This is a genomic window from Winogradskyella sp. (genome assembly GCF_965656915.1).
GTDB lineage: Bacteria > Bacteroidota > Bacteroidia > Flavobacteriales > Flavobacteriaceae > Winogradskyella.
In genome coordinates this window covers 161,210-176,390 of record NZ_CBFHMI010000001.1, presented here as the reverse complement: position 1 = coordinate 176,390, position 15,181 = coordinate 161,210, and the positions used below count along the sequence as shown (strand labels likewise).

Annotated in this window: 17 protein-coding genes; 13 read left to right on the top strand and 4 right to left on the bottom strand. The window is 33.4% G+C overall.

Annotation, left to right across the window (positions count from 1 at the left end; genetic code table 11):
* The first annotated feature begins 22 nt into the window (after positions 1-22).
* The 13 genes from ACTG3Y_RS00835 (at position 23) to ACTG3Y_RS00775 (ending at position 12,366) form a co-directional block, all read left to right on the top strand.
* Entirely contained in the window at positions 23-1,204 is a 1,182-nt protein-coding gene (locus tag ACTG3Y_RS00835) for an alpha/beta hydrolase (protein ID WP_439151025.1), read from the top strand.
* A 199-nt stretch (positions 1,205-1,403) separates the two neighbouring features.
* Complete coding sequence (gene radA, locus ACTG3Y_RS00830) at positions 1,404-2,762, top strand: DNA repair protein RadA (protein ID WP_439151024.1); 1,359 nt, start codon at positions 1,404-1,406, stop codon at positions 2,760-2,762.
* A gap of 319 nt (positions 2,763-3,081) precedes the next feature.
* Entirely contained in the window at positions 3,082-3,255 is a 174-nt protein-coding gene (locus tag ACTG3Y_RS00825) for a hypothetical protein (protein WP_439151023.1), read from the top strand.
* A 25-nt stretch (positions 3,256-3,280) separates the two neighbouring features.
* The gene (locus ACTG3Y_RS00820) at positions 3,281-3,451 is read left to right on the top strand and encodes a hypothetical protein (protein WP_439151022.1); all 171 of its coding nucleotides are present in this window, start codon (positions 3,281-3,283) and stop codon (positions 3,449-3,451) included.
* A 93-nt stretch (positions 3,452-3,544) separates the two neighbouring features.
* Positions 3,545-3,844 (top strand): hypothetical protein, encoded by a 300-nt coding sequence (locus ACTG3Y_RS00815; protein WP_439151021.1) that lies wholly within the window; start codon positions 3,545-3,547, stop codon positions 3,842-3,844.
* A 262-nt stretch (positions 3,845-4,106) separates the two neighbouring features.
* Positions 4,107-5,087, top strand: a complete 981-nt coding sequence (locus ACTG3Y_RS00810; protein WP_439151020.1) for a LamG-like jellyroll fold domain-containing protein — start codon at positions 4,107-4,109, stop codon at positions 5,085-5,087.
* Between the two features lie 20 nt (positions 5,088-5,107).
* Positions 5,108-5,476: a LamG-like jellyroll fold domain-containing protein gene (locus tag ACTG3Y_RS00805; protein WP_439151019.1), complete on the top strand. Its 369-nt coding sequence runs from the start codon at positions 5,108-5,110 to the stop codon at positions 5,474-5,476.
* The gene (locus ACTG3Y_RS00800; protein ID WP_439151018.1) at positions 5,460-5,678 is read left to right on the top strand and encodes a hypothetical protein; all 219 of its coding nucleotides are present in this window, start codon (positions 5,460-5,462) and stop codon (positions 5,676-5,678) included. The genes ACTG3Y_RS00805 and ACTG3Y_RS00800 overlap by 17 nt, the downstream gene beginning before the upstream one ends.
* Positions 5,679-6,238: 560 nt before the next feature.
* The gene (locus ACTG3Y_RS00795) at positions 6,239-7,048 is read left to right on the top strand and encodes a T9SS type A sorting domain-containing protein (protein WP_439151017.1); all 810 of its coding nucleotides are present in this window, start codon (positions 6,239-6,241) and stop codon (positions 7,046-7,048) included.
* Positions 7,049-7,188: 140 nt separating this feature from the next.
* The gene (gene ileS / locus ACTG3Y_RS00790) at positions 7,189-10,593 is read left to right on the top strand and encodes an isoleucine--tRNA ligase (protein ID WP_439151016.1); all 3,405 of its coding nucleotides are present in this window, start codon (positions 7,189-7,191) and stop codon (positions 10,591-10,593) included.
* A 5-nt stretch (positions 10,594-10,598) separates the two neighbouring features.
* The gene (locus ACTG3Y_RS00785) at positions 10,599-10,982 is read left to right on the top strand and encodes a TraR/DksA family transcriptional regulator (RefSeq protein WP_439151015.1); all 384 of its coding nucleotides are present in this window, start codon (positions 10,599-10,601) and stop codon (positions 10,980-10,982) included.
* Positions 10,983-11,025: 43 nt separating this feature from the next.
* The gene (locus tag ACTG3Y_RS00780) at positions 11,026-11,673 is read left to right on the top strand and encodes a hypothetical protein (RefSeq protein ID WP_439151014.1); all 648 of its coding nucleotides are present in this window, start codon (positions 11,026-11,028) and stop codon (positions 11,671-11,673) included.
* A 27-nt stretch (positions 11,674-11,700) separates the two neighbouring features.
* Complete coding sequence (locus tag ACTG3Y_RS00775; protein ID WP_439151013.1) at positions 11,701-12,366, top strand: lipoprotein signal peptidase; 666 nt, start codon at positions 11,701-11,703, stop codon at positions 12,364-12,366.
* Here the strand turns inward: ACTG3Y_RS00775 and ACTG3Y_RS00770 are convergent.
* Genes ACTG3Y_RS00770 through ACTG3Y_RS00755 form a run of 4 tightly spaced genes read right to left on the bottom strand, consistent with a single transcriptional unit; the run spans position 12,320 to position 15,146 of the window.
* Positions 12,320-12,883 carry a 5-formyltetrahydrofolate cyclo-ligase gene (locus ACTG3Y_RS00770; RefSeq protein WP_439151012.1) on the bottom strand — a complete coding sequence of 188 codons (564 nt, stop codon included), beginning with the start codon at positions 12,881-12,883 and terminating at the stop codon, positions 12,320-12,322. The genes ACTG3Y_RS00775 and ACTG3Y_RS00770 overlap by 47 nt on opposite strands.
* Positions 12,883-13,848 carry a succinylglutamate desuccinylase/aspartoacylase family protein gene (locus ACTG3Y_RS00765; RefSeq protein ID WP_439151011.1) on the bottom strand — a complete coding sequence of 322 codons (966 nt, stop codon included), beginning with the start codon at positions 13,846-13,848 and terminating at the stop codon, positions 12,883-12,885. Before ACTG3Y_RS00765 ends, ACTG3Y_RS00770 begins: the two co-directional genes overlap by 1 nt.
* Position 13,849: 1 nt before the next feature.
* On the bottom strand, positions 13,850-14,725 hold the full coding sequence (gene rimK, locus ACTG3Y_RS00760; protein ID WP_439151010.1) for a 30S ribosomal protein S6--L-glutamate ligase: 876 nt from the start codon (positions 14,723-14,725) through the stop codon (positions 13,850-13,852).
* Positions 14,700-15,146, bottom strand: a complete 447-nt coding sequence (locus tag ACTG3Y_RS00755; RefSeq protein WP_439151009.1) for an ATP-dependent zinc protease family protein — start codon at positions 15,144-15,146, stop codon at positions 14,700-14,702. The genes rimK and ACTG3Y_RS00755 overlap by 26 nt, the downstream gene beginning before the upstream one ends.
* Positions 15,147-15,181: the final 35 nt, after the last annotated feature.

The following is a 15,181-nucleotide window of genomic DNA, read 5'->3' as shown; positions in this document are numbered from 1 at the left end:
CCTTAACTAAACCTACTTACTAATGAGAAAGACTATTTTAATAGTTTTTGCATGTATCTTATGCATTCCTATTTGCGCTCAAACGAGTTATGACGAGATTAGATCCTCTAAGCTCAATGCTGTTAGACAATTAAAGATTAAACTTCCAAAAAATTACGATCCTTCATCAGATATTAAGTATCCATTAATTATTGTGTTTGATGGAGATTATTTATTTGAGCCAGTCGCTGGTCAAGTAGATTTTCAAACTTATTTTGACGATATGCCAGGCTCAATAGTTGTTGGTGTTGTGCAGGGTAATGAGCGTTTTTACGATGGTTATTGCGATGAGGTAAACGGTTTGCCAAAAGAATCAGGTTTAAGATTTCATGACTTTATTTCAGAAGAACTGATACCATATTTAGATAATAAATACAATACCAGTAAATTTAGAGTTGCTGTTGGGCATGATTTAATGGGTAATTTTATCAATTCTTATCTATTTAAAGAAGAACCAATGTTTAACGCCTATGTGTGTATCAGTCCTGACTTATCTGGAACTGTTAGAGATTATTTAGGAAAACGATTGGAGTTTTTTAAAGATGATATTTTTTATTATATGGCAACTTCTGACAAAGACTTGCCAGGAATAAGAGAAGCTGTACTGAACGCACACAGCCAAATATCTGAAGTAAAAAATCAATTTCTGACATATTATTTCGATGATTTTAAAAATGAATCTCACTACACGCTTGTTACAAGTGCAATTGCAAGATCTTTTGATAAAATTTTTGAACTCTATAAACCACTGCGAGAAAAAGAATTAGAAGAAAAGGTACTGCCATATGAAGATACTTTAGATAAATACTTAGTGGATAGGTATGAGAGAATCGAAGATTTTTTTGGAATTAAAAAGTCCATAACAAACGAAGAGATTGAAAAAGTAGTTAAAGTAGCAGAGCAACGTGAAGATTTAGAGTCATTAGAGCAAATTGGTAAACTTGCTAAAAAACTAGACCCAACCTCATTGCTTGGTACATATTATTTGGCGCAATATGCGGAACGAATCGGTAAAACAAAAAAAGCAAAAAAGCTATATGAATCTGCACTTACATTGAATGATGTTAGCCATATTAACAGAGATCTAATCTTTTCAAAAATTGAAGAATTAACTGTTGTAGAAACAGATGACGAAGGAGAGGAGGATGAAGATGAGGAAAATTAAAAAGAACGCACTGTCAACCGATTACTATTTTGAGAATCTATTTAGAAAAGTAAGGTCATTTTTGTTAACCAATCTACCTGCAAAACTGTCTGCCATAAAACTATTGACAATTGTAAGTTGGTTTAAAGACATCAATTAAAATTATCTTAATTTAGCAGTTCAATTTTAAAGCGATTCCATATTATTTTTGGGTCTGAACATGGCTAAAGTAAAAACAACATTTTTTTGTCAAAATTGTGGTGCTCAATATGCTAAATGGCAAGGGCAATGTACCTCCTGTAAGGAATGGAATACCATTGCGGAAGAGGTCATTCAAAAACCTGAAAAAAGCGATTGGAAAACCACCAGTAAAACCTCAAAACGTACCTCAAAACCATTAAAAATAAATGAGATTGATACCTCGCAAGAAGCACGATTAGATTTGCGAGATGCTGAGTTTAATCGCGTTCTTGGTGGCGGAATGGTTGCAGGTTCATTAACGCTCTTGGGCGGCGAACCAGGAATTGGAAAAAGTACGCTTTTACTTCAAATAGCATTACAAATCAACTACAAAACACTATATGTTTCTGGAGAAGAAAGTCAAAAACAAATAAAAATGCGTGCTGAGCGCATTAATCCTAATAGCAGTAACTGCTATATTCTTACAGAAACAAAGACTCAGAATATTTTTAAACAAATAACTACTTTGCAACCAGATATAGTAGTTATAGATTCTATACAAACACTTCACAGCGATTATATAGAATCATCTGCTGGCAGTATTTCTCAAATCAAAGAATGCACAACAGAGCTGATTAAATTTGCGAAAGAAACCGCAACACCTGTATTATTAATTGGTCATATTACAAAGGATGGACATATAGCTGGACCAAAGATTCTAGAGCATATGGTAGATACGGTGCTGCAGTTTGAAGGAGATCGTAATCATGTATTTAGAATACTAAGAGCAAATAAAAACAGATTCGGATCAACCAATGAATTAGGCATTTATGAAATGCAAGGCTCAGGATTACGCGAAGTATCTAATCCATCTGAAATACTAATTTCTGAAAAAGATGGAGAATTATCCGGAAACGCAGTGGCCGCAACAATAGAAGGTTTGAGACCTTTAATGATTGAAGTACAAGCATTAGTTAGCACTGCAGTTTATGGAACACCTCAACGATCAGCAACGGGATTTAATGCCAAGCGATTAAATATGTTATTAGCTGTTCTTGAAAAACGAGCTGGCTTTCGTTTAGGTGCAAAAGATGTCTTTTTAAACATAACAGGAGGTATTACGGTTGATGATCCAGCTATAGATTTAGCAGTTGTGGCTGCAATTTTATCATCTAATGAAGATATGGCATTACCGAGTGATTTTTGTTTTGCTGCAGAAATTGGTTTATCTGGTGAAATAAGACCTGTTCAACGTGTGGAACAACGTATTTTCGAAGCCGAGAAATTAGGATTTTCAACTATTTTTATATCTAAGTACAACAAGCTTTCATTAAAAACTACTAATATCAAAATTCAACTTATTTCAAAAGTTGAAGACTTAGTTGGTTTACTCGTTTAAGTTCAGTTTCATCTTTATAACTTTTTTATAATCAAATTACCATATATTTAATGACTAACACCTCAAAAACAGGGTGTTAGTCGACGATTTAATGTGTATTTTATATTTTTAAATATACACTTTATCGAATATAACATGCAGATTAACGAATAAAAGTAGCAGTTTCCTTGCTCAACTTGTTCTTATTAAGTATCCTTATGCGCTGTATGAGATAAATTTTAAACTCATACAAAACCCTTTCCCTCAAAGTATTATAATCCATTTAACATAAAACTTGATTTAAGTACATCAATTAATATAGTCCCAAACTATTAAAATTATGTATAAAAATCTACTTTCGCTCTTAATGTTATTTTCATGGTGTTTGATTTATGCGCAAACCAATGTTTCGAGTATACAATCGGGAGTTTCGTTTCAATGGAGCGATATTCAAACAGATCGAAAAGATCCTGCTACCATTGAAAGTATAACCGTTAACGGAAGTATTTTTTAATTTCGGTGCTCCTATTGGCTATGAAATGACACAATTAGGTCCTGCTGGGCATAATGCAAATAATATCAGACTTAATGGAACTATGGCAGAAAATAAAAGTTCAAATCCCATATGGGATACAACAGCTTTAGATGCATTTCAGTCCTTAAATCTTAATTATTATTTTGAATGTAATGGCAACGGAGATAATATTTGAGACGATTATTCAGCTGAGGAAACTACTGATTCACAAAGACAAACATTATTTTACGATGGAGGTATAGCGGCAAGTTCTAGCGGTGTAATTGCTGTGTGTGAACGAAATGCAAATAACTGTCTTCATATAGAATTTTTCGGTTATCTAGAAGATAGTACCGTTGAACAATCTTTAGGTGAAACATTTATAAATAATGCTGGTGGGTTATTTTCTGGATTCGGTGGTGCAGGCTTAGGTGGACCTAATAATTTAGGTATTCCAGGAACAGTAAACCCGCCACCAACAGGTTCAGATTATTGGTTAGGTGACAGAGTTATAGAAAATAGAGGAACTATTGGTATTACTCAGTTTTATTTAGATGATATTGCTCCTACAGGGTCTTTAAATTTCTAAAGCAACTATTACGGCCGCCTCAAACGATAATGGTGATGGTAAAATGTTCATACTAACGTTACCTGATTTTGATCAGGATAACATGAGTGATATCGATGATTTAGACGATGATAATGATGGTGTTAAAGATGTTGATGAACCTGGTTGAATAGATCCCTCTGCGGATCACGATGGAGATGAGACACCAAACTACATAGATGTAGATTTTTGCACCTTAAATGGATTAGGTGTTTGTGTAAATTTAGATTTCGATTCAGATGGTATGCCAAATCATTTTGATCTAGACAGCGATAATGATGGTATTACAGATGTTTTTGAATCTGGTGGTACAGATATAGAATCTAACGTTTTTCTTGCCGTTAGAGATGGATGTGCAGACGGAAAAGTAGGAAAAAATGGTGCTCAACTAGGAATCCCTGCTTCAGCAAATACAGGTACAGTAGCAATTAATACAGATGGAACTGGTAATTATGATTTCCTAGATATAGATTCTGATGATGATGGTATACCAGATAATGTAGAAGCGCATCCTACTATTGGTTACATAACACCAAGTCCTATAGCTTCGGCTTTTGTTGACGCTAATAAAGATGGGTATGATGATAACTACACAATGAACAACAAACCTGAAGACACAGATTACGATGGTATTTGTGATTATGTGGATTTAGATTCAGATAATGATGGTTTGCCAGATATAGAAGAAAATGGGATGGCTAATGCTATTGTCAGTTTTTCTGATACCGATAATGACGGTTTAGATCTATTATTTAAAGACTGTAACATCAATGATTCCTTCGATGTTAATGATCAAATCAATAACCCGAGCACATCAATATTACCCGATACGGATGGGGATTTATACTCAGGTGGTGATTTAGATTATCGCGATTTATTTAATACAAACCCACCGTTATTAGCTACTTTAGACTTTGATGGAGTAGACGATTATTTATCGACAGAAGGTTTTGTTGAAGGTTTAACACAAGCAACATTAATGGCTTGGATAAAGATAGATGTAGGTAATGCGTCAGAAACATTTACAACCATAGCAGGTGAGGATGTTGCCCTTAGATTACGTCTAAAATCTGGAGATGAGATAGAATTTGAAGTAAGAACTACCAATGGTGGTTATACCTTAAAAAGCGATGCTATAGCCTACAATGAGTGGCATAACGTTACCGGTGTATTTGATAATACTAACGGTGCCATGATTCTCTATATATTGATGGAAGAGAATTAGAATACTCCACAATATATAATATGATAGGGGAAACCTTGGAAAGAAATAGTTCAGCTAATGGTAATTTTGAGATCGGTAGAAAATCTACAGACAATACAAATAAAGAACATTTTGATGGAGCTATAGACGAAGTGCGTGTCTTTGATAGAGCCTTAACAGCAGATCAGATACAACGTATAGTTTATCAAGAGATAGAAAATAATGGTGGTAATGTAAGAGGTGCGGTGATTCCAAAAGATATTGTAGACATCAACACCTCAAGTACCATTCCATGGTCTAGTTTAATCGCGTATTACCCAATGACTGGTATAAAGAATAGCACTACGGATGACTATTCATCGAACACTAGATTTATAGGACGACTCTCAGTTAGTGCAGACCAAGGATAGTGATTTGGTCACTTCAGCCAATGGAAAGTTATTACGACGCCAGGAAGGGAACTCAAGCGTGTATTGGTATAACTATTGGGCTTCACCAGTAGGAAGTACAGGGGCTACAACCCTAACCGATAATAATACAACGACTAATAATGGTAATAACACGCCATTTACTGTAAGTATGCTAATGCAACCGAACGTTACAGACGTCTAAAAAAACAAATTCCAGATATTGATAATTTAATTCCTCAATATCAAATCGCCTCATACTTAAATATTTCACCCGTACAATTAAGTAGGATAAGAAAGACGCTTTAGGGATTTTAACATATGTTAATTAATACTAGGTTAATTCATGTTAATTCAGCTGTACGATTAATTTTTTACAAACCAAGATTAATTAATAACCCTAACAAGAAAAAGCAGACGAAATTCGTTTGTCTTTTTTGTCTTGTTTTCTGTTAATAAACAGATTACAGCGTAAAACTGAATATTACCTGAGATCATTTGCAGAAATAACTCATGCCATTAGTCTGATTATTTTGTACTTCATTTCTCAAAAATTACATTTTAGCCTTACTTCTTATAATTACAACGAAAACGAACCTATTTTTTTTCTAATTAGCAACCTAACACTATTATTGTAAGGTAGTTAGGTGAGTTAAACGAAATGATTCTAACTCAAGATTCCCTCTCAATACAATCCATTAGAATTAAGACTTTAAGTTAGTACATAGTAAATTTAGGAACCCAAACCTTATTAAAATTTAACCTATGAAAACAACACTACTTAAAAAAGAAAACATCTTATGTTTTATTGCATTTGCATTTTTATCAATGCAGTCTATTAGTGCACTTAAACCTCTTCAAAATTTACCAGACACTGATGAAGAACTCATGAAGCGTATATGTTTAGAATTCAATAGTGTAGATGGACCAGAAGCAAGACGAGTATTGCAACTTGCATTTAGTGAAAATACTTCAGATGATTTTGAAGTTGATTATGATATTAAAAATACAAATGTCGCAGAATATGATCTTAACATAGATTTTAATGGCGAACCAATGACCGAACAAGCATATGCCCAAATCACTGAGGATAAGGAAGTGAATCTATTATTTCAAACTTCAGGTAGCTTTTCCTTTACAATAAGACTTACTGCAACTGAAAATATGGAAGAAAATGATTTACACCTTAAAGATAATCTTTATGGAACATATTTTGATTTAAAGAGTGGCGAGGCTTACGAGTTTTACTCTGATGAAGGAAATTACCCAAACAGATTTCAAATTGTATTTAAACAACAATCAGAAACCTTGTCTCAAATAGATCAGACTTTAGATGGATTAGATGTCCGATATCTTACAAACACCAATACCTTATCAATTTCAAATCCTAATAATAAAAAAATCAAGAGTATTGAATTGTATGATATCTTAGGTAAATCTGTGTATAGTAATCGTATTTCAAATACTGAGAACACACAGGATATTCAACTTAATAATTTAGCCACAGGTGCTTACATTATAAGATTGATAACTGAAGAAAATGGAATTATTACAAAGAAAATTATTGCAAATTAAGTAGACTTAAAAACTCAATAATAATATTACAAAGGTCACTCTTCAAAATTTCAGAGTGACCTTTTGTTTTTTCAAAGACATACAGTATCGAATTTTATTAAAAATTCTTTAATTTCGCAGACTTATAAGATTTTATAAAAATGAGCACAAAGTTCCCTGAATATAAAGGACTTAACTTGTCTAAAGTTGCTACTGAAGTGAGTAACTATTGGCAAGCTAATAATATCTTCGAGAAGAGTGTTACGACTAGAGAAGGTAAACCACCCTATGTTTTTTTTGAAGGACCTCCTTCAGCAAATGGATTACCTGGTGTACACCATGTTTTAGCTCGTGCGATTAAGGATATCTTTCCACGTTATAAAACTATGAAAGGTTTTCAGGTAAAACGTAAGGCAGGTTGGGATACACATGGATTACCAGTAGAACTTGGAGTTGAAAAAGAACTAGGCATTACTAAAGAAGATATTGGTACTAAGATTTCTATAGAGGAGTATAACGAAGCTTGTAAAAAAGCTGTGATGCGTTATACAGATATTTGGAATGACCTTACCCAAAAAATGGGCTATTGGGTAGATATGGATAATCCATATGTGACTTACAAGTCTAAATATATGGAATCTGTATGGTGGTTACTAAAACAGATTTACGATAAAAATTTAATTTATAAAGGCTACACGATTCAGCCATATTCGCCTAAAGCAGGCACAGGGTTAAGCTCCCATGAATTGAATCAGCCTGGTACTTATCAAGACGTAACGGATACAACAGTTGTTGCGCAGTTTAAGGCAAATGAAGATTCATTGCCTGATTTTTTACAAAATGAAGGTGATATTTTCTTCTTAGCATGGACAACAACACCTTGGACTTTGCCGAGTAACACAGCACTTACTGTTGGTCCTAAAATCGATTATGTTTTAGTCGAAACTTACAATCAATACACCTTTAAACCAATGAATGTGGTATTGGCTAAGAATTTAGTGTCAAAACAATTCGATGGAAAGTATAAACAAGTTGAAAACAAGCCAGAATTAATAAGCTACAAAGAAGGAGATAAAAAAATTCCTTTTTATGTAGTTAAAGAGTTTAAAGGAAAAGATTTAGTTGGTATTACTTATGAGCAACTTCTAGATTATGCTACACCATATGATAATCCACAAAATGCATTTAGAATTATCTCCGGTGATTTTGTAACTACAGAAGATGGAACAGGTATCGTGCATACAGCACCAACATTTGGTGCAGATGATGCCTTAGTTGCTAAACAAGCAATTCCGGAAATACCACCTTTATTAGTTAAAGATGAAAACCACAATTTGGTGCCACTAGTTGATCTACAAGGACGATTTAGACCAGAACTTGGTGGGTTAGGTGGTAAATACGTTAAGAACGAATATTACGATGAAGGCGAAGCACCAGAGCGCTCGGTAGACGTTGAATTAGCAATTAAATTAAAGATTGAAAATAAAGCATTTAAGGTCGAAAAATATAAACACAGCTATCCCAATTGCTGGAGAACTGATAAGCCAATTTTATATTATCCATTAGATTCATGGTTCATAAAAATTACGGATGTAAAAGGGAGAATGCATGAGTTAAATACCACAATTAACTGGAAACCAAAATCAACAGGAGAAGGTCGTTTTGGTAATTGGTTGGCAAATGCTAATGACTGGAATTTATCGCGTTCGCGTTTTTGGGGAATTCCATTACCAATCTGGAGAACCGAAGATGGGAAAGAACAACTCTGTATTGGTTCTGTTGCCGAGTTAAAAGCTGAAATGACAAAATCTGTGGAAGCAGGTGTTATGTCTGAAGATATTTTTACTGATTTTGAAGTAGGCAATATGTCTGAAGACAACTATGAAACAATTGACTTGCATAAAAACATTGTCGATAAAATTGTTTTGATGTCGCCATCAGGTCAACCAATGAAACGCGAAAGTGATTTAATTGATGTTTGGTTCGATTCTGGCTCAATGCCTTATGCGCAATGGCACTATCCATTTGAGAATAAAAACCTAATTGATAATAATGAAGTTTTTCCGGCTGACTTTATTGCTGAAGGCGTAGATCAAACACGAGGTTGGTTTTACACACTTCATGCTATCGGAACCATGGTTTTTGACTCTGTGGCTTATAAAAACGTTGTTTCAAACGGATTGGTATTAGATAAAAATGGACAGAAGATGTCTAAGCGTTTAGGAAACGCTGTAGATCCTTTTGAAACCTTGTCTAAATATGGAGCTGATGCCACGCGATGGTACATGATTAGTAATGCTAATCCTTGGGATAATTTAAAATTTGATAGTGAAGGTATTGCTGAGGTCAGTCGTAAATTCTTTGGAACTTTATATAATACCTATTCATTTTTTACACTATATACGAATATTGACGGGTTTAATTATAGCGAAGATGATATCGCTATAAAAGATAGACCAGAAATAGACCGTTGGATTTTATCAGAATTAAATACACTTATTGAAAAAGTAGATAAGTTCTATGCTGAATATGAACCAACTAAAGCGGCAAGGGTAATATCAGACTTCACGCAAGACTATCTTAGTAACTGGTATGTAAGATTAAGCAGAAGACGTTTTTGGAAAGGTGATTATCAGTTAGATAAAATATCAGCATATCAAACACTTTATACTTGCATGGAGACCATTGCAAAATTAGGAGCACCAATAGCACCTTTCTTTATGGATCGATTGTATTTAGATTTAAATGCAGTTACAAATAAGGAAAGTTTTGAAAGTGTGCATTTAGCAGAATTTCCTAAGGCAGAATCTTCTTTAATCGATAAAGTTTTAGAGCGAAAAATGGAGAATGCACAAACAATATCTTCATTAGTACTATCGTTGAGAGCTAAAGAGAAAATTAAGGTGCGACAACCATTGCAAAAAATAATGATTCCTGTCGATAGTCAGCAACAAAAAGAAGAGATAGAAGCGGTATCAGACCTTATTAAGCATGAGGTAAATATTAAATCTATTGAGTTGCTAGAGGACGCTTCAGATATTTTGGTTAAACAAATTAAACCAAACTTTAAAGCATTAGGACCTAGATTTGGAAAAGATATGAAGCTGATTTCTAATGCTATAAGTGTTTTTTCGGCAGATGACATAAAAAATATCGAGCAAAATGGTAGTTTAGACGTTGAAGTTAACGGAAAAAATATTACTTTGGGTGTAGATGATGTAGAGATTACATCACAAGATATTGAAGGTTGGCTTGTTGCCAACGATGGCGCATTAACTGTAGCATTAGACGTTACAATAAGTGAAGAATTACGTAAGGAGGGTATTGCACGTGAGCTCGTAAACCGTATTCAAAATTTACGTAAAGATTCTGGTTTTGAAGTAACAGACAGAATAGATGTAAAGCTTCAGAATAATGCACAGATAGTAGCAGCAATCGCTTCAAATAAAGATTATATTAAATCAGAAACCTTAACTGAAGATTTACAAATTATGGATACAATAGATAATGGTATAGAAATTGCTTTTGATGACGTAAATACCAAGTTATCTATAAAAAAACACTAAAACCAATGGCAAAAGAAACAAATAATAGATACTCAGATAAACAATTAGAAGAATTCAGAGTATTAATTCAAGAAAAAATAGACAAAGCAGAGCACGATTTAGAATTAATCAAAAGTGCTTACATGAACGATCATGATAACGGAACAGATGATACATCTCCTACCTTTAAAGCTTTTGAAGAAGGGAGTGCTACGATGAGTAAAGAAGCAAATTCTGCTTTAGCTATTAGACAAGAGAAGTTTATTCGCGATTTAAAAAATGCATTAATAAGAATTGAAAACAAAACTTATGGTGTTTGTCGTGTTACAGGAAAACTTATTAATACTGAGCGTTTAAGGCTAGTGCCACATGCAACGTTGAGTATTGAAGCAAAAAATATGCAGAAATAATTGATTTCTAAGAAATAGAAATATCTCTAAACAACTTTACTTTTTGAATAATTTCAAAATCATAAAGCCTTGGGTTAAATACCTTAAGGCTTTTTTTGTGTTGTTTTCTGTAATGCTTCAAGCACAAAATTCAATATCATCAGAAATAAATGCACACGACGTAAATTCTATAAGTATTGATGGTAATCAAATTTTTAATATTAATGTTACCACATCAAAGACAGAATTTATTAAAATTTATTCTTTGGTAGATGGTGAGCATCAAGACCACTATCAAGTTGTAACTGAGCAAAAGGATGGTATACTTTATTTGAAATTAGAAAAATTGTCTTTAAGTATAATTCCAGACGATAAGCGCAATGCACATAAAATAGTAGCTGTTAACCTTAGTTTAGAAATACCTGAAAATATCAATTTAAGTATTGTTAGCGATATTGGTTTTGTCGATGTAAATGGTGATTTTGAATTACTTACTATTGAATTAATTAGAGGTAATTGTAAGGTCATAGGTACTGCTGCAAAAGCAATTATTAATACCATTGATGGACACATTACTATTGAAACTAAAAACGCTAAAGTAAATGCAACTTCTAATAATGGCAACGTGATTATAGATGATTTTAAGACCCTTGTATCTTCATGGAAATTACAATCCATTAATGGAGATATTACAGTACTTAAACAAGAATAAACTATTACTTTTACATAAAATTTTTGCATGTCTCTAAAGAAGGCCTCAATCTTAATAATCCTTATTTTACTAGCAGATCAAATCAGTAAAATTTATATTAAAACTCATTTTCAATTGCATGAGGATGTTGAGGTATTTTCTTGGTTTAAGATAGCATTTGTAGAAAATGATGGCATGGCTTGGGGTACAAAACTGAGCGATTTTGTATCTTTTATTTCAGATAAATCGGCAAAACTTATTTTAACATTATTTAGAATTGTTGCTGTAACATGCATTGGCTTTTGGTTAGTTGATGTTACAAAAAAGAAAAAGTCTAAAACACTAGTTTTTGCTATTGCCATAATCTTTGCGGGTGCACTTGGAAATATTATTGATTCAGTGTTTTATGGCATGTTATTTAGCGATAGTCATATGCAATTGGCGACATTTTTGCCAGAAGGAGGTGGTTATGCTGAGGTGTTTCATGGTAAGGTAGTTGATATGCTTCATTTCCCTTTATGGAGCGGGATTTTACCAGAATGGTTGCCAATTTTTGGTGGAAAATATTTCTCGTTTTTCGATCCGGTATTTAATGTAGCTGATGTAGCCATTAGTACAGGTATTGGGATACTTATTGTGTTTAATAAAAAGGCTTTTAAGGAAACTTCTAAAATTGAATCACCTGATTTGGAGTCACGCAATAATTTAGCTTAATATCACTATCAATAACTTCAAAATTTTTAGTTTCTGCTTCAAATAATGACAAACCAATTTTAGTGGTTTCTGGTTTGCATAGCTTCAAAAAGCGATCATAAAAACCTTTTCCGTAACCAACACGATTTCCTCTTTTGTCAAAAGCCAATAAGGGAACAAAGACCACATCGATTTGCGTAGGCTTTATTTCAATACCATCAATAGGTTCAGGAATATTATAACTATTTTTTTTAATCCTAGTGTTATCTGTGAGTAGATAATGCGTCATTCTGTAATCTTCAAAATCACTTTTTGAAATGACTATGTTTTTATCTTTTCCTGCAAGGATATTTAAAATATATTCTGTATTAATTTCTTTTTGTTCTTCAATAGTCAAGAAGATATGGTAAAAAGACCTATCCCAAATATTAAGTTTTAATAATTGATTAGCAATAGCCAGGCTAAAATCTTCGATTTGTTTTATAGAAAGTTCTTTCCGTAAGGTTTTATATTTTTTCCGAAGCTCTGGTTTTGTCATTATTTAAACTTTGTAGAGATATGAAAAATAGCATCACCTTGATAAATTATTGGTGATTCGTTAATATTAAAAATATAGCCGTCATTTGGTGCTTTTACAAAATGATTAAAGCTACCGTAAGGATCGGTAATATTACCAAGCACCTCTCCTTTTTTAACTTCAGAATTAATGGTAATTGTAGATTTAAACATGCCCGAATAATTGGCTCTAATCCATTTACTATTAGTTATATAAATACAAGCTTTTTTAGGCTTAGAAACTTTAAATTTTGAACCTAACATACCTAAATGATGCAGTACACGCTTAGCACCGTTAACACCTGTATTGGTTATGGTCTTGTCTATATGAAAAGATTTACCTCCCTCAAAAAGTAATACTGGAATACCAAGTTTGTAACAGGTATTTCTAAACGATTTTTTTAGATGTTTTGAATAGAGTACGAATGGTGCTCCAAAAACCTGTGCTAATTCATCTAGGTTGTCTTCATTTTTAATAATACGAATTTGTGCAGCATTAAACCTATCGGCACCTCCTGTGTGAAAATCGAGCACCAAATCAGCATGTGGTAAAATTTCCGTAACGAGCTTAAAAGCGACTCTGCTAGCTAAAGAACCACCTCTAATACCAGGAAACATTCTATTTAAATCCCTACCATCAGGAAACTCTCTATCCATATGTATAAAACCAAAAACATTAATTACCGGAACACAAATTATGGTTCCCTTTTTTGGCTTGTTTATGCCTTTAGCTATTATTTGACGTACTATTTCTACACCATTAACTTCGTCACCATGTATACCAGCAGTTATCAATACTGTTGGTCCAGGTTTTTTAGAACGTTCAATAATAACAGGGACATCAATTGTATTTTGCGTGTGTAGTTTAGCAACATTAAAGCTAACTTTGGCACTTTCTCCTAAAGCTACATCTTCTCCTAGTATGTGTAATACTTCTTTATCGCTCATTCTATTTTCTATTGCGTTCTATAAACGTAATAATTGCTCTAGCTATATTTTTTTGAGTTGCACCTTCTATGCCTTCTAATCCTGGTGTAGAATTCACTTCCATAATTAACGGTCCTCGAGAAGACTGCAGCATATCTACTCCGCAAACGGGAAGTTTTAATGCGCGAGCAGCTTTTATGGCTAGTTTTAATTCATCCTCAGAAAGCTTAACTAAATTCGCACTTCCTCCTCTATGCAAATTAGAACGAAATTCACCTTCTCGCCCTTGTCGTTTCATAGCTCCAACCACTTGTCCATCGACGATTAGCGCTCTTAAATCTGATCCTTTTGCTTCACCAATATATTCTTGTACCAAAGCCCTGGCTTGCAAACCATTAAAAGCTTCAAGTACAGATTCTGCTGCATTTTTAGATTCTGCTAAAACCACGCCTAATCCTTGTGTGCCTTCAAGTAATTTAATAATTACTGGTGGCCCACCAACGTGCTCTAGGACTTCTTCAACATCTCGTGAGTAGTTTGTAAAAACAGTTTTTGGCATACCAATTCCAGCCTTAGAAAGACGTTGAAAACTACGCAATTTATCTCGCGATCTTATGATAGCATCAGAAGAAACTGTTGTAAAGACGTTCATCATTTCAAACTGGCGCACAACAGCACAACCAAAAAAGGTAACTGAAGCACCAATCCTTGGTATAATAGCATCTACATAATCGAGATAGCGGTCTTTATAGTATATGGTTGGTTTTTCTTTTTCAATAATGATATCGCATTTTAAAGGATCAATAATTTCTACATCATGACCTCTATTTTCAGCTTCTTCAACAAGTCGTTTTGTAGAGTATAGATGAGGATTACGCGATAATACTACAATGTTCATTTACGGTGTTCTTAAAGGATTGGTTTTCTAAGTCAACATCGACTAAAAATTTTTGTGTAAGAAATTGACGACCAATTAATACTGGAAATTTCATGTCATCTCTTGTGCTTAAAGTTAAGTTAATCTTATAGATTTTGCCAAAGAATATGGCTGTTGTTTTAATTTTATAACGATTTTCCTTAAAGCCATTACTGCTCTTTACGTCTGTATACGAATAGTTTTGAAAGACAATCACTTCACTCTTAAAATTTGCATGTCCTTTGCTTTCAAATGTACAGTATAGCTTGTTGTTATCTTCTCTAACATTAGAGCAGTGTATGGCAGAGGTGTATGCGCCAGTATCAATTTTTACATTGACAGTTTTTAATTTTAATTCAGGAAAGTCAATCTTATCGACTCGTCCTAAAATCTTTTTTATCATTAAAAGGTTTTTATAAAAAGTGGCGCAAGATAGTT

Bases quoted from the DNA above. Each gene is read 5' to 3' on its own strand.
- ACTG3Y_RS00775 (WP_439151013.1), top strand. From the start codon at position 11,701: ATGTCTCTAAAGAAGGCCTCAATCTTAATAATCCTTATTTTACTAGCA.
- ACTG3Y_RS00825 (WP_439151023.1), top strand. From the start codon at position 3,082: ATGTATAAAAATCTACTTTCGCTCTTAATGTTATTTTCATGGTGTTTG.
- ACTG3Y_RS00805 (WP_439151019.1), top strand. From the start codon at position 5,108: ATGATAGGGGAAACCTTGGAAAGAAATAGTTCAGCTAATGGTAATTTT.
- rimK (WP_439151010.1), bottom strand. From the start codon at position 14,725: ATGAACATTGTAGTATTATCGCGTAATCCTCATCTATACTCTACAAAA.
- ACTG3Y_RS00770 (WP_439151012.1), bottom strand. From the start codon at position 12,883: ATGACAAAACCAGAGCTTCGGAAAAAATATAAAACCTTACGGAAAGAA.
- ACTG3Y_RS00795 (WP_439151017.1), top strand. From the start codon at position 6,239: ATGAAAACAACACTACTTAAAAAAGAAAACATCTTATGTTTTATTGCA.
- ACTG3Y_RS00755 (WP_439151009.1), bottom strand. From the start codon at position 15,146: ATGATAAAAAAGATTTTAGGACGAGTCGATAAGATTGACTTTCCTGAA.
- ileS (WP_439151016.1), top strand. From the start codon at position 7,189: ATGAGCACAAAGTTCCCTGAATATAAAGGACTTAACTTGTCTAAAGTT.
- radA (WP_439151024.1), top strand. From the start codon at position 1,404: ATGGCTAAAGTAAAAACAACATTTTTTTGTCAAAATTGTGGTGCTCAA.
- ACTG3Y_RS00765 (WP_439151011.1), bottom strand. From the start codon at position 13,848: ATGAGCGATAAAGAAGTATTACACATACTAGGAGAAGATGTAGCTTTA.
- ACTG3Y_RS00810 (WP_439151020.1), top strand. From the start codon at position 4,107: ATGCCAAATCATTTTGATCTAGACAGCGATAATGATGGTATTACAGAT.
- ACTG3Y_RS00820 (WP_439151022.1), top strand. From the start codon at position 3,281: ATGACACAATTAGGTCCTGCTGGGCATAATGCAAATAATATCAGACTT.
- ACTG3Y_RS00835 (WP_439151025.1), top strand. From the start codon at position 23: ATGAGAAAGACTATTTTAATAGTTTTTGCATGTATCTTATGCATTCCT.
- ACTG3Y_RS00785 (WP_439151015.1), top strand. From the start codon at position 10,599: ATGGCAAAAGAAACAAATAATAGATACTCAGATAAACAATTAGAAGAA.